This is a genomic window from Paenibacillus wenxiniae (genome assembly GCF_039822605.1).
Taxonomy (GTDB): Bacteria; Bacillota; Bacilli; order Paenibacillales; family Paenibacillaceae; genus Saccharibacillus; species Saccharibacillus wenxiniae.
Genome location: NZ_JBCGUH010000013.1, coordinates 93,238 through 108,496, shown reverse-complemented (window position 1 = coordinate 108,496; position 15,259 = coordinate 93,238). Strand labels below are relative to the sequence as shown.

Annotated in this window: 6 protein-coding genes; 2 read left to right on the top strand and 4 right to left on the bottom strand. The window is 37.1% G+C overall.

Translation table 11 applies throughout. The annotated features are described in order from the left end of the window. Positions 1-8: 8 nt before the first annotated feature. On the top strand, positions 9-1,142 hold the full coding sequence (locus AAHF22_RS18920; RefSeq protein ID WP_347326590.1) for a cysteine desulfurase family protein: 1,134 nt from the start codon (positions 9-11) through the stop codon (positions 1,140-1,142). A gap of 28 nt (positions 1,143-1,170) precedes the next feature. Here AAHF22_RS18920 and AAHF22_RS18915 read toward each other — a convergent pair whose 3' ends face one another. The 4 genes from AAHF22_RS18915 to dptF are packed head-to-tail and all read right to left on the bottom strand — an operon-like array spanning position 1,171 to position 11,385. Continuing rightward, positions 1,171-2,937: a DUF262 domain-containing protein gene (locus tag AAHF22_RS18915; RefSeq protein ID WP_347326589.1), complete on the bottom strand. Its 1,767-nt coding sequence runs from the start codon at positions 2,935-2,937 to the stop codon at positions 1,171-1,173. Between the two features lie 43 nt (positions 2,938-2,980). Then, entirely contained in the window at positions 2,981-8,188 is a 5,208-nt protein-coding gene (gene dptH, locus AAHF22_RS18910; RefSeq protein WP_347326588.1) for a DNA phosphorothioation-dependent restriction protein DptH, read from the bottom strand. Next, on the bottom strand, positions 8,169-9,575 hold the full coding sequence (gene dptG / locus AAHF22_RS18905; protein WP_347326587.1) for a DNA phosphorothioation-dependent restriction protein DptG: 1,407 nt from the start codon (positions 9,573-9,575) through the stop codon (positions 8,169-8,171). The genes dptH and dptG overlap by 20 nt, the downstream gene beginning before the upstream one ends. 4 nt (positions 9,576-9,579) lie before the next feature. Next, positions 9,580-11,385, bottom strand: coding sequence for a DNA phosphorothioation-dependent restriction protein DptF (gene dptF / locus AAHF22_RS18900; RefSeq protein ID WP_347326586.1), 1,806 nt, complete (start codon positions 11,383-11,385; stop codon positions 9,580-9,582). 317 nt (positions 11,386-11,702) lie between these two features. Here dptF and AAHF22_RS24005 point away from each other — a divergent pair, with 317 nt between their 5' ends. Then, the gene (locus AAHF22_RS24005) at positions 11,703-14,852 is read left to right on the top strand and encodes an MrcB family domain-containing protein (RefSeq protein WP_347326585.1); all 3,150 of its coding nucleotides are present in this window, start codon (positions 11,703-11,705) and stop codon (positions 14,850-14,852) included. Positions 14,853-15,259: the final 407 nt, after the last annotated feature.

Sequence of the window (15,259 nt, the reverse complement as noted above, 5' to 3'; positions counted from 1 at the left end):
GCATGATTATGCTGTATTTAGATAATAGTGCAACAACTAAGATTCATCCAGAGGTATTAGAAGCGATGATGCCTTATCTTCAAGAAGAGTATGGCAATCCGTCTAGCAAATTTTATTCACTAGCTGAGAATGCGAAAAAAGCTGTAGCTAAAGCAAGAGAACAAGTAGCCACTTTATTAGGCTGCGATCCAGATGAAGTTGTTTTCACAAGTGGTGCTACAGAAAGTAATAATATGATTATTAAAGGGATTGCAGACTATTATGGACGTGAAGCAGGAGCTAATAATCGCTTATTAACGACTAAAGTAGAGCATCCATCTGTTATTGAAACGTTTAATTTTCTCGGAGAACGTGGTTATAATGTATCCTTCTTGGATGTGGATCAATATGCACGAGTAGGAGTAGAGCAAGTAAAAGAAGCGGCTGCAAAAATGCAGCCACTTCTTACTTCGATTATGTGGGGAAATAATGAGATTGGGTCACTTAATCCGATTGAAGAGCTAGCAAAGGTTTTTGAAGAGAATAGACAGTTCTTTCATACTGATGCTACGCAAGTGATTGGTAAAGTACCAGTAGATATGAGCAAAATGCCAGGTCTTCGTTTTCTTTCGATGTCTGGACATAAGATTGGTGGTCCAAAAGGTGTTGGAGCTGCTATTATTCGGAAGCAGTCGAAAGAGATTTATACTCGCTTGACTCCGCTGATGCATGGTGGAGGGCAGGAGAATAATTATCGTAGTGGTACGTTAGCTGTGCATAATATTGTTGGGTTGGGTAAAGCTGCTGAGGTTGCAGAAACTAACCTTGAAAATAATGTTCAGCGATTAAAAGAATTAGAAAACTATTTAACGGATATTTTTAAGAAAAATCTAACCGGGAAAGTTAAGTTTAATAGCGATGAGCAAGATAAAATTCCTGGATTGATTAGTTTACAATTTATTGGAGTTAATAATGAGTTACTTATTAAAAAATTATCTGCTTATATTGCATTATCCTCTGGGTCAGCATGTAGTTCAAGTAAACCTAGTCATGTATTAAATGCAGCAGGAAAGAGTTTAGAAGAAGTAAGGCAAACTATAAGGATAACTTTGGATTCTAAGATAGATGAATCTGATTTGAAAGTTTTTGATAAAATTAAATAAAAGAGCCTATTATAATAGGCTCTTTTATTTAATCGATATAAAATATTTTTTTGGCCATATCAAAATATAATTCTTTACGATTTTCTATCTCCATAACATCCCATTTGCTATGAATTGTTAGATGTCTAGTAAGTCCTATATTTGAGTCTTTATAATAAGTCTCTTTTTTTGAAAATTCTTCATTACTAGCTGCTTTATTATCATTAGGAGACCAGAAAGTTAAATTTCCAATATCATGTGTATATGGTTCTAAAAAAGTTAATTTTACTTTTGGATTTTGAGGATATACATGTTCAATGTCTATACTATCAATGTTGTATTGAATATCCATACTTGGTTTTAAAGCTTGTGTAGGATCCATTCTATTATAAGAGCTATAATACGTCTCTAATGTAGTTAAAAAATACCTGATTTTTTTAATGGATTTAGAATTTTTTTTGTATGAAAGACCACTTTCTATCTTTTCTATAAAAAACTGATCTTTACATTGTGAATTTAGAATATTTTTAAGATCAAGCTTAAAGTCGTTAATATCAAATAAATTATTCCTTCTCATAGATAAAATATGTTTTTTGTATATATCAGATAACCTATTTGCCCTTAATCCAGAGACAGTTATATATCTAAATACAAATTTTTCTATATATAGTATTGAATTTTTAAAATCAGTCTCGCTAGCACATTCATATAAAGAAAGTAAAAAAGGAATACATAATTTGTGATCTAGCTGATGAATTAATATAGACAATCTATTTTTTTCCCAACTAGTAGTTTGGGAATTCTCATAGGGGAAAATCCCTTCTGAAATTGATTCATATACTTCAAACATATCCCTTATATTAAGAATTTGCTGTTTTATTTCTAATTTATTATCAGAATTAGAAAAAAAAGCCTTTTGAAATTGTCGATGAATGTTGCTTTTTTTAATAGAAGCTAAATGAGATGTTAAATAGATTTTTATATATTTTTCTGAGTTTTTCTTGGCGAGAATTTCATCCCAACATTCAGAAGCTTTGTCTTGATAGGCAGTATTATTATCTAGTTGCTCTAGAGTAGAAGATCTTAAATAATCGCCTATTGCTAATTCTTTTCCTCTGTCATTTAGTACTTCAAATAATTGATATGCTTCATCTAGTTCGTCACAGGTAATATGAATTACCACTGAATGTTCTAACAACTTTTCTTTTAATAATAATAATTGATCAAGTTTTTTTTCCACTTGTATTTGTGAATTTTTTAAAATAGGAACTATTAAATGATTGTTCATTGATTGCCATGCCTGATTAAGTCTTCTATGGGATTCTGCTCTAATTTCAGGATCTTCTTCATCCAAAAGTTCTGAAAAATAACCTCTATCAACTTTCGATAATGTAAGACGATATTCTCTCACAGGAGGCTTTTTTCTAGTATTTTTATAAGTTAGATAATTATCATAAAGATCTTCAGCTAGTGAATTTGCAGTTTCTTCAGTAGTAGCATCTTTTTCCTCTTTTGCTTGAAGAGCTAATGTTTGAAAGGCTTTTCTTAAAACTGCTAATAATATTGTGAAGGTAGCTAATCTTTGTTGCCCATCTACTACTCTATAAGTTCTTCCTGTGACATTAGTAGTATGTTCATGAACACTGACGATTCCACCAAAAAAATATTCATCTTCAACTTCTTGAATATCCTGACAAAAAGATTCGATTTCCCCTTCTTCCCAACTATAAGCTCTTTGATGTTTTGGAATGATAAAAGGGTTTCTGTTACTAAATAGATCTCCTATACTGTGTTTATCATTATTTAAAATAGCCATGGTTGTTTAACTTCCTTTATAATAAATTTTTGTGTATTTATATTTAAATATTCAATTCCCAAAACGCCTTATCCCTCATCCAAATCGGCTGCCCAGCTCCAGCCTTCACAATACTATAATGCTTCTGCAATGACTTAATTCGATTCATAATACTCTCTTCCTCAGCCTTACTCTGAGTACTAAACACCATCCGAATCTCTTTAGCCGACATTTCAGCCACACTATGCACAATCCAAGTGAGAATGTAATTGGCATAATCGTTATCCGAAGTCGAGAAGTGATTCATAAACTGAGTAGAGAGGATCGTACCGACTCCGTACTCCCGTCCTTCTTTCAAAATCTTCTTGATCGATGTAAAATCCTTGCTCAAGAAGTTATCCGCTTCATCGACTAGAATCATTTTAGTGATCTCGCGATAGGTGCCTTCAATAGCGCTATGCCCTTGCATCTGCATTTGGTTGTAGAACACATCTAACGTAATGGATACAACTAAGTTTTGAATGCTCTCGTTAAAGCCAGACAGGTTAATTACGGTAATACCATCAATCATGTCAAACAAAGAGATTGTTTTGGTTGAATCTGGTTCAAATACCTCTGTCTCGTATAGTTCTTGTAGCGCAGCATAAAGGCTATCTACCTTGGTATCTTCTTTACTTACAAAGAGATCATACACATCACTCAGTGTAGGGGCAGGTTGACTCCAGGTAGAAGCATCGTTTTTGATGATGCCTTTCTTAGCATAAGCCTCCATAATCGTACCTTTAAGAATAATAGACTGTACTTGTCCAAGACCAAATGATTTAGCAACTGTATCCGTAAGGGAACTACTTGTGTGGACAGGTAACAGTGGCTTAAACGGCTGCGTTACATAGAGAGATAGCGGATTATATGGAAGATGGTACAAATCGTATACTTTAGCATTGGTAACTTCCGTGAATTCTGGCTTGATATAATCACCTTTGTAATCAAAGATTAAAATACCAATAGGCGTACCGTTTACATTATCCTGGCTATTACGAGATAACTGTGTAATGAGAGACTTAGTAAACTGTGTTTTTCCTGTCCCCATTGTTCCAATGATCCCTGTATTAGTGTGCATTACTTTATCCGTAGTAGTAGGGTACCATTTTATTTCTTCATTGTTTTGAGCATTATGACCGAACAGTACTTCCAACGGCTTGCGAACAGGTTCATTGACTTCGATATTTATTTCCATATTAGGAGGAGATTCTTCTGGAGTTTGCTTTGACCCTAATCTGCTCTTCATTATTACAGCAGATATAATCTTTTCTTTAGAAGATAATTCATCCTCACTATCATTGGTTTGTTGAATTGTCGTATCCGATGAATACAAGTTACACAAGAGCTGCTCCCTAGGAATGTCACCATAAGCGCTTTGAAGATGGTTTTTTATATCTTCAATACTTTTAATAATAAAGTCATAGCCGCTTGTTTCAGGATAGTTAAATATCATCACTTGATCCGTATGCTTAATCTCATTAAATATCGTATCTTTCTTAAAAGAGATAACAGATCCATTACCAATATAATTTTGTAAATGAGTTGAGATTGTATAGTCATCATTAAGCAAACGGCCTCTGAGTTCGCTGTTTGTGATATTCTGCCAATACTGTTCTGGCCATATATTATACAAATCCATTTTTTCCGCACTTGCAATTGCAAGTTGAATAAAGAAATTGCGATAAAGTTTAGCTGTAAAGTTGTCTGTATCAGTCAAGAAATCGATCAATAATTGTTGTGTTTGTTTTACTTGATTGATCGCTTTCTCATATACACCACTAGGGTTGTTTCCGATCTTCACTTCAATTGGATAGTAATGAACGTAAACTTGCTCTTCTTGTTGTTCGATACCGATCAGTAATAGATCATCGCTGTACGATCCAAGTTTGCCTAGATTTTTCGCTGAAAATAACCCATCACTTTGCCGCAATCCAGTTCCACCAGATATACGAAGGATTTCTTCCATCGATATTGGAACCCATATAATATCTGAGTGAGCAAAGGCAGCCAATGCCAATTTCACCGCAGATAAAATACTGATTTTTTCTCTAGGAAATTGATTTTTTTGCGCTAATAAACGTAACAGCCAGTTCCCGTTAATTGCATTAAAGAAATTAATGATTGGAGGGAGCAAGTCAGCATGAACATCAATTTGATGAGAACGCAGAAACTCGTTTATTAAACGCTGATATTGATCTGAGCGTCTCGTTACCGTAATAGCATCAAATCCACTTGAAGATGTGTACTGATCACTGTAATGAATAACAAGAAGTTCTTTCTGTAGATCATTGTTTTTGAAGAAACTTAAGTCTACTTTAGGTTCGATAAACGTAACCCAATGTGCAGAGTCGTATACAAGATCCAGCTTTTGTTTATGGGTAGCTGAGATTGCAGTTACGATATTCATATCTTCCTGATAGTTATCCAAAGTACGAGCAACACGTAATAACGAGTTCAGTTTAGGTACTATTGCCAGCAGTGGTGTATCTTTTACTGGATAATATTTAGTTCCAAATCCTGTCTTGTAGTCTTCATTGATAAAGACAGAGGGAATACCCGATACTAATCCAAATAAAGATACCCCTGTAATAATTTCAGAAGCATTGCTTGTAGCGATTTGTTCAATCTTATTCATTTGGTAGAACGTAATGTGACTGTATTCATATTGACTGGATTTGATATCTTGGGAATAAAATTTAACTTGATCACGGAAAATATTAAGCAATTCTTCTGGATGATATCCTTCCAATTCTAATTTTAAATTGAAATTTTTGGCGATGTCTTCAGCATTAGAATATTGAGACATCTCTTCAAAGGCATTGTTGATTCCTTTTTCAGCATAAATATGAAGCTCTATAGGCAGCAGCTCTGTTTTCTCTACATTTCTCCGTAATTGCCGCTTATAATATTCAAATAAGCCCTGAAGAATCTCTTGGCAATCACCCATGTTCATTGTATTGATCTTTAGTGGTGCTCTATAGTCCAGATCAAATAAATATGAAAAATGCTCCGTAAACTCCTCGATTTTTTCTTGGACTAACTTGCTCACAAAAAATTTAGAGGTCTCAAAGCGAGGAAGACTTTGATCGATGTAAGTCGTCCATTCAAAAGAATCGCTTTGCTCGATTGCTTTATAAAGTTTGGAATTATTGAACGATACATATGGTAATAAATTGGTTGGACGTAATGAACGGAGAAGTTCATCATTAATGATTTCTGAATCAATAAGCTTATTCAACTGTAATTGATAAGCCAGATGAAGTGGATGTAATGGCGTATACAGCCATTCTGGTTCTTTAAGTCCTTTGCGTATCGTTCCAATCAATACCAAATCGCGCTGAGTTTGATCCAAAGACTGACCATTATTCAGTTGTTGTAACTCTTGTAAGTAAGCATTAACAAAATTTTGAGCTAAGGCGGTATATTCGTCATCAAAATAAGCTAAGCTTGGCAAAAGTTGATTCGTTCTAAAGTAGCGAAGCAAATCTAAATAAGCTTCACGTACATTTTCTTTCACTGCAATCGGTTCGGGAGTAAGCTCTCCAGTTTCTTCAATAAAATACAAGTGGTTATCCTCGATCAATGTCAGTTCACGTTCTAGATTCTTTTTGAACTCTCCTTGAGCGTATGTTTCACGAGTGCCTTGTATGATTTTCATTTTGTCGTTTTCAATACGATATACAAAATGCTCTTGTTTTTCACGTTTCAATTTCCAGACGCTAAAGCCACCAATAGGTACCGGTCTTTCTACTACATCTTGGACTGCAAACGGAATCTCGGTATGAGGTAGTTTAATAGAGAATGGAATGAGATCTTCTTCTCCAGTATTGTCTGCATTTTTGCTGATTACTAATTCTTCAAATTCACTCATTTCAAATGCGTTAGCTGTCCCGTCGACTTGAAGTGCTGCTTGAGCTACTTCTTCTGCTCCCTTATTGAAAATCCATTGCTCATCATCTGAATTGATTAAAATATAGGAACCTTTCGTTTTAGAAAGATAGATAGTATAAGAAGTTTGTACGGCGCTAATAAACTTTTCGTATGTCTCAACAACTGCAATTTTAAATTCGTATGCAGGTGATATATCGGTTTTATACCTTACACCATAAAAGCATGTTTGACCGGGTTCGAATTGTAGTTTGACTTTTAATTTTTTACCAGATTGCTCTGCCACAATTCTTTGTTTGATTTCGGTTCGATTGATAAATTCAGTTTTCACAAAATCATTAAAAGGCAATTCGATGGTAATGGTATTTTGTTGTTCGGGATTAAATATAATGATGTTTCGCTTACGTTGTTTACTTTTTGTTTCGCCTTCTGGGCGTTCCCAATATACTAACCCTTCTAAAGCGACTTTTTTAGTTGGTTCTAAGTACTCCAATCCTTTTCCTTCAAGCTTTTTATCATTAGAGCGGCGAACCATACCAAAGTCTGTTTCTTGCCACTCTATAGCCGAAAGTACTCTTACTCCGGCATCATCAAAATGTCGTTCCAGACTAATATCAACCGGACCATACTGATGAGCCATTTCAACATCACTGAATAAAGATTGGTTATGATTTAGACGTTCTTTGATTTGTTTCGCAGTCATAGCGGTATTGAGCAATTCAGAATCGTAGAATAATCCTAAGTCTTTATAATCAGAAGGCTCTAAAATCTGATTATTTAACACAGTCAAAATTTTCTCATAATCAAATAAAGTTACTTGTTCATGAAGACCTTGTTGGGCTTTATTAGAGGACATGCTGAATTCTAAAATTTGCTTTTCTTCTTTAGAAAGAACAGAGATCTTCATTGCTTCTTGAAGGTTGCTTTCGATTTCATGAATATGAAATGGCATCCCTTCTTTGGCAAATGAAGTCATTCCTTGAACTAGACTGTCCAAGTTAGAATTATGAATTAACAGCATTGCCTTATCTACAAAAGGATATTCCTGAGTCCCTACTTTGTTACGAAGTGTAGTCAAAAAGTCAGGTGTAATATCATCCGTATTTGATGCTATTAATACTTTAGCTGAACCATTGTCTAAGCATATTGATTGATAAAAACCATCCGGAGTTGTCATAGAGAAAGGTTCAATGTTTGCAAGATTTTTCACTTCATTGACCAGATCCAGTACTTGTTCAGAACGCTCAAATTGAATATGATATTTTTCACCTGGTTGCACACTAATACGAGTGAAAAATTGCTGAATCTGTTGTGCCAAGTAACTATAAAAATGCTTTGACATATATAGCATCCCCACTATCGCTTTTTTTCTCTAGCAAGTTTAATTTTTCGAAGTAATCTACAATCGAAGTTTGAGTATCACGGTCAAAAATAATACCTCTAGCTTCTAACTCTAAAAATAAATTTTTCAGCCGGATTTTAGATTCGTTTTTAATCATAAGTTTGGTTAAGAAAAGTAAATAGTCTGTATCTAAGATGAGCATTTTGCCCGATCTGCCGCGCGATTTTAAGAATGTCTTTTGGCAAAAGTATACAAACCATTGTTTGAACTCGTTGTATGGTTTAGAGCGACTGCTATTATTGAACTGATGATCGATCATATGAAATAAAGAGTCTAATTTTTGCAATGCAGGTATATGAGATGATGAATGAAATGTCCCAAGTTGCTCCCATTTAATATCACCGGATAAGTTCTCCTTATACTCTTGAATCAATGTATCCACTTGTTGTTCTAATTCTATTTGTTCTTCTAAAGACATCGTTTGAACTTGTTCTGCAATTTGCTGATAGGATAGCAATTTACCATTGTCTGAATCAGTAGAGCCGGATTCAGTGAAATTAATCATTTTAAGAAAATTTACATGAGCAAATGTTTGGTTGATGGCGCGTTCGATACTTTTCCAACCGAATTCATAGCTGACTCTTGTTTTAGACAGGCGTTCTTCGCCTTCAAATGTAAAATATACTGGATGGATCTCCATATCTGTAACTTTAAATAGTAGTTCGTTTTTACGTGCAAATTGAGTGACATATAGAAAGTAATAATAAGAGATCAGCTTCTCAACTTGACTTGTAAACAGTTCACTTTTTGTAGACAGCCATGTGAAATCTTTAATAAATAAGTCAGATACCATAGGAATAATAGTGTTATAACTTTTAGGATCTTTGGTATTATCGTTTAATTGTGGTAAGGATTTGAACAACAATGTACTCATCAAATCAGAATGATAATCCGTATTACTTGTTATATTCCAGGGTTGTTGATTCCTCCAAAGTACATTGTATAGAAAGGTGGCCAGCTTTTTATTTTCATTGTCTACAGTGTTTATGTAGTACAACGTTTGTGGATGAAAAAGATAAAGTTGATTGTTTTCATCTATAAATAATGTTTTGATCATTTGTCTAAATTCACTGCGTTGGTGTACTTCTTCAAAATTAATTGAATCCAAAACCGTATTAATAAGTTCATCTGTATTGACGATTTCGTCTAATTTCTTTTGCCCAATTAAACGAATAAACTCTCCAATAACTTCTCTAAAGTTGTACTGAGTGTCTTTGAATTTTGTATTATAAGGAAGAAATTCTAACTCGATTTTAGGATTATGACGAATGGAAGAAGTGAATTTGAATTTTTCCCGAATGGTGTCTAAGTCTAATTTATAACTCATAGGTTCACGTCTCCATAAATGAATATTGATCAAATGTAGCATCATATTTTAGTCGGTATCGGGTTGATTTACCAAATTGCTTACTTTCGAATACGATTTCTTCACCTTGATTGCCAACATTACTGAGCTTATCAATAAACTCTACAAATTTGATAAATTGGAACTTATCCTTCTTATTTGGTCGATATCCATTTTTAATTTGGAGTAAAAGTGAGTAAAGTGAAAAATCGATATCAATCGATGGAATCGTATTATCATCTATATAGTTAACATTGCGAACTTTGAATTGTAATGTCATCATAGTCAAAAATTTATACAGTTCATTCTCTGTAGTAGAGCTAGTACGTGTAATATGTGGCTCAATTTCTAACTTTTGCAGTGCATAGTATTGAGTTTGTGGTTGACCAATTTGTACATAAATAAGGTCTGAATTACCTTCTCCATTCCATTTATATATAGCATCTTTAACATCTTCTCGGTATAGTTTGGAAAGTTTGCTGATTTCTTTCTTATTCCAATAAAATAGATTACGCATAAACTCTTCATAAACTTTATCATTGAAAGATCTATGCGACGCTTTAGGAATTAAGTAGTAAAGGTAAACGAATAGCTTGGTAAGTGTTCGTTTGAAATCCTGACTCTTATCTTCAGGATTACGCCAAGGAGAATTGGGAATCAGACCTCTAGCGAAATAAGATAAGTGATTAATATCGATATACTGGGCAAATAAATATGCTCCATCTTTACGTGATTTAAAACCTATAAGATGATCATCTAAAACTTCGCTTCGGATTCTCGTAGGATTAATTCGATCAATGGCTTGATGGATGGCAGAAGCATCTACCTTTTCAAATAATTGAAATGGTAACAGGCATTTAGTATATGATTCGAAGTCTTGTGAATGGATCATATTTTGTATTTGCTGATGGGTTGCATTCTCCATGTTAGATGGAACTAAGATATTATAAATAAAGTCCAATAAAGCTCTCGTTGATATAAGAAGTTTTTCCTTTACCATGGCTTGAATGAGTAGATCGATGATTCGTTGTTGTATAGTATCTTGCTGTAATAATTCATAGTTTTGGAGAATAGGATTTTTAGCAGCGAGTTCCTTGTTCTCTGCTACATCGCTTAAATAGGCTTGATAGAACGGATTATCCTCTGTTTTTTGGGTAATCTTATTGAGAATCCCTTCGATATAACTAGATTTAGGGCCTTGATCTGTTAACTGGTACATGTGGTAATCACTAAAGTTAACGTACTGGAAAATATGATCGTCTTCGCTAGCTTCATTTGAAATAACTGATTCTAGAATCTTTTTTTGCTCTACATAGGCACGAAGTCTTTTAAAAGATTCTCCATATTCTGAATCGATAAAGTTATTCAAAGCACCCAGATTAATAGCCAAAATGATATTTTGAGGATTGTTTTGTTGTAATCCTTCATCTGAGAAGTTTCTCAATACAGATGCTAACGTTTCAATAGATGTTTTGTGTGGAGAAAAGCTCTCTGTAGCATCATTGTGTAAGTAAAAAACGGTAGGATCATTCAGAAAGTCGTATTTGTTTTTTAAATAAGACAAAATATGTGACTTGCCGTCTCCAACGCCACCACATATTAAAATCAAACGAGCATTCAAAGCAGTATAAGCGTTGTTGATATGGCTTTCTAGTTCCAGTTCAACAGGACGCTGAATGTGCATATATGTTTTAAATGCACTAAAGCTTTCTAGATTTTCTACTGCTTCTTTTGATGATTGTTTACAACGTTTAAGTATATCAATAAAATGTTCTGATACAGTATCAGCCATGGTCAATCCTCCATCATTTGAAATGAGCCATAATGAATTAATATAAGGTCATATTTATACAAAAACTATAGTCAGAAATATATGTAAGTCTAAAGAACCTGACTTATAGTTCAAAAGTTGCTTTTAACTTACTTTATTGTATCTTCTTTGACTTAAAATGGGAATGAAGAAATGTATTATTTTGTTGGAACATTAAAATATTGAGTGTTTTAAAGGTTTTTGATAACCTCTACGATTGAATGTGCATATAAATAGATGAATTTTCAGGTTGATCTAAATAGCATTTTTATATTATTGAATAATAAAGGAGACTACCCATGACCTTACCAATAGAACTCCAAAACATCTTCCTACACCGCCAAAAATCATACAAAATGGTTTTCATTCTCGTCCTCATCGACGAAATGCGGGCAAGCCGTGAACGCGAAGTTTCTATGACACGCATCAAAGAACGTTTCCTTGACTACTTCCAGAAGCGCGAAGCTCGTAGCTTACCTGTCGATGCGCCGCCTTCACGTATTGCATTTCGTTGGGCAGATGTTGTTGTGAATCGAGTGCAGTACATTGTAGATTCAACCATTGAATCGCTTATGCCCATCCTCGACTACCCCAGCTCCGGCTACACCATCGGCTTCAAACCCGACATCTACACCCAGCTCACCCCAGCCGTACTGGACGAACTGTACCACTTCACGCTGGACGAACTGGATATCTACTATGCACCACCACAGTCCGACTTTTCCCTACGCGAAGATCTGCTCAACATCATTCGCAACTATCTTCCTGCCAAACAGCAGCCACTGACCGGGCATCCGTTGGCAGAGTATGTGCGGAAGGTCGTACCGGAGCATTTGCGGTCGTTGCCTTTTGTACATAATCACTTCAAAGTACGTGGCTCCGTCGGTCGGGGCAATAACTGGGCGACGATTCCGTGGATTGCGGTGATGTATCCGCAGCTCACGGATACGATTCAGCGTGGGGTGTATGTGGCGTATTTGTTTTCGGCGGATATGCAGCGGCTTTATTTGACGCTCAATCAAGGGTTGGGTGAGGTGCGCAGTCATCTGGGGCGCAGTGATAGTCAGGCGTATTTGCAGGAACGGGCGCAGGAGATCCGGGAGAAGTTGCCGGCTGGGCGGATGCGGACGGATGATGAGATGAATCTGGGTGATGGGCGGCTTGGGGATGATTACCAGACGTCGACTATTGCCTATTTTGCCTATGATACGGCGCAGTTACCGGATAATGAACAGCTGGTGACGGATTTGTGGGATGCGATGGATAGTTATATGTTTTACATTGAGAGCACTGCGATTACGCCGAATACGATGTGGGCGGTTCAGGTGCAGGAAGATGATGGCGGTGAGGTGTATGTGCCTCGTTTGCGCGATCGGGATGTGGCGGATGTGCTGGAACGGATCGGGGACTATGTATCGGGGAGTGGTTTTTATTTTCCGGCGCAGCTTACGCATAACTTCTATTTGTCGCTGAAAACGCGGCCTTTTGTTATTTTGGCAGGCATATCGGGTACGGGCAAGACGCGGCTTGTGCGGCTATTTGCCGAGGCGATTGGGGCGACGGCGGAGAATGGGCAGTTTACGCTGATTCCGGTGCGACCGGATTGGAGTGATCCGGCGGAGTTGATCGGGTACCGTGATCTGTCGGGGATGTTTCAGCCGGGACCGCTCACGCTCGTGATTCGCGAGGCTTCCCGGCCGGAAAACCGGAAAAAGCCTTATTTTGTCTGTCTGGATGAGATGAATCTGGCACGGGTGGAGCATTATTTTAGCGATATGATGAGTCTGTTAGAGACGCAGAAATGGCGGGAAGAAATGGAGCATCCGTATTCTTCACCAGAGCGCAGGCAGGAGTATGTGTATACGGGGCAGCAGGATGCCAAGCATATGAGCGTGAAGCGTGATGTTGACCGGGATATTGAGCATATGAGTATGAAACATAATGCTGACCGGGATATTGAGCATATGAGCGTGAAACGTAATGCTAACCAGGAGGTTGAGCAGGTAAATGTGAATCGTAGTAATGAGAATAGCGCTGATCCTATGAGCAACAATCTTTCTAATTCTACACCTATAGATTCTGCACCTATAGGTTCTGAATCCTCTGGATTTGTAGATTGTACACGTTCTGACTCTTCTGATGTAGATTCTACGCCTTTTAAATCTATACCAGTTACATCTACACTAGAAGAACGCAAAAGGACGGAACATTTGGCGCGTCGGGGTGAACAGGATTCGGCTGACGATGATGGATATATGGATGCTGGGTATACGAATACTGGATACACGAATGCAGATAGTGAAGATGATGAACGGTATGAAGATCATCATGTACAAAGCCATACCCGAAAAGATGAAATGAGCAGCAGGAAACAGAATGATCGTTTGCCTGGAATACATGGTGTGTACGGGACAGGTAACGAGGGTGAACAGCAACAGCGTAATAATGGAAATCGTAATGGGGATCATAACGAACATAGACGTGATACGACTTCTGGTAATACGAATACACAGGCTTCTAGCAATATGGGTAATATCAACACACAGGTTGCAGGTAGTGCACGTACGCCTGCTTCTGGTAGCACGTCTAGCCAGAATCCTTCGTATCGTGTAGATGGTTTACAGTCGCACGTAGATTATACAGATGCAGGTGCAGAAAATAGAGCTACCACAAATATGACGTCTCATTCTGCTGCTGGACAGGGAAATATGCGCAAAACAGAGCGGCGCATTGTAACTGACCCTCTAATCGCCGCAGGCATGCTGCAATTGGAAGAGGATCGGATGATGTATGGGCAGCTAGGCATACCGGATAATGTGTACATTGTAGGTACAGTGAATATGGATGAAACGACGTATCCGTTTAGCAAACGTGTGCTGGATCGGGCGAATACGATTGAGTTTCATACAATTGATCTGATGCAGTTACCACGTAAAGGTAGTGCGAATGCTGCGGCTGAAATTGTGCCGATTGAACAGCCGTTTTTGCGAAGTGATTATTTGCAGCTTATTGATGCGATGGATGAACATGAGGAATTGATTATACGCACAACAGAGCGGTTGGTGGAGATCAATCGTATTTTGGAAAATATTCATGCTCATGTCGGATACCGGATTCGGGATACGATTTGCTTTTATCTGGTGTATAACCAGCGTTTTGGATTGATGGGTGAGGACGAGGCATTTGATCTGCAATTGCTGCAAAAGATTTTGCCACGTATTCAAGGAAGTCAGGCTGTGGTACGGCGTGCGCTGGTGCGGTTGTTGGAGCTTTGTTTGAAGGACAATGTGCGTGTGCCTTCGCCGCTTGAAGATGATGAAGATTTTTGGAGTCAGTGGGAGTATGGTCAGACCGCGCCGGAGGCTTATTATCCAGAGAGTGCGCGTAAGCTGGCGTATATGATTCGCAGATTGGATGAGGATGGGTTTACTTCGTACTGGGTGTCGTAATCGGTGCTGTCCAGTAATGAAACCGTGAGGATGGCAGTAGACGATGTTCCTTTATATTGGAAGTAAGCGATTCTACCTTCTTCGATCTATTTGGAAACCCAGTCTCCGTTCGTTCATACAGTGAAGACATGTACGGGAACTTGTACAGATATAAACCATACTTGTATAGATATAAACGATACCTCACTGCGGACAGCCCATAAGGGAACGGATGAATGATCGTGTTAGAGATTTTGGGGTACGAGATTTAGTGGGAGGTTCAATCAAAAGTGGTTGTGGTGCGTCCTGATATGTAACTGCTTATTCTGTTCATGATGTTGTAATATGTATTCCGATGAATATGGATTGTACACAGTGAAATCTTCCTTTCTGTAGGCATATGAATCTGCATTATTTTTGAGCTGTAG

Bases quoted from the DNA above. Each gene is read 5' to 3' on its own strand.
- AAHF22_RS18920 (WP_347326590.1), top strand. From the start codon at position 9: ATGCTGTATTTAGATAATAGTGCAACAACTAAGATTCATCCAGAGGTA.
- AAHF22_RS18915 (WP_347326589.1), bottom strand. From the start codon at position 2,937: ATGGCTATTTTAAATAATGATAAACACAGTATAGGAGATCTATTTAGT.
- dptH (WP_347326588.1), bottom strand. From the start codon at position 8,188: ATGTCAAAGCATTTTTATAGTTACTTGGCACAACAGATTCAGCAATTT.
- dptG (WP_347326587.1), bottom strand. From the start codon at position 9,575: ATGAGTTATAAATTAGACTTAGACACCATTCGGGAAAAATTCAAATTC.
- dptF (WP_347326586.1), bottom strand. From the start codon at position 11,385: ATGGCTGATACTGTATCAGAACATTTTATTGATATACTTAAACGTTGT.
- AAHF22_RS24005 (WP_347326585.1), top strand. From the start codon at position 11,703: ATGACCTTACCAATAGAACTCCAAAACATCTTCCTACACCGCCAAAAA.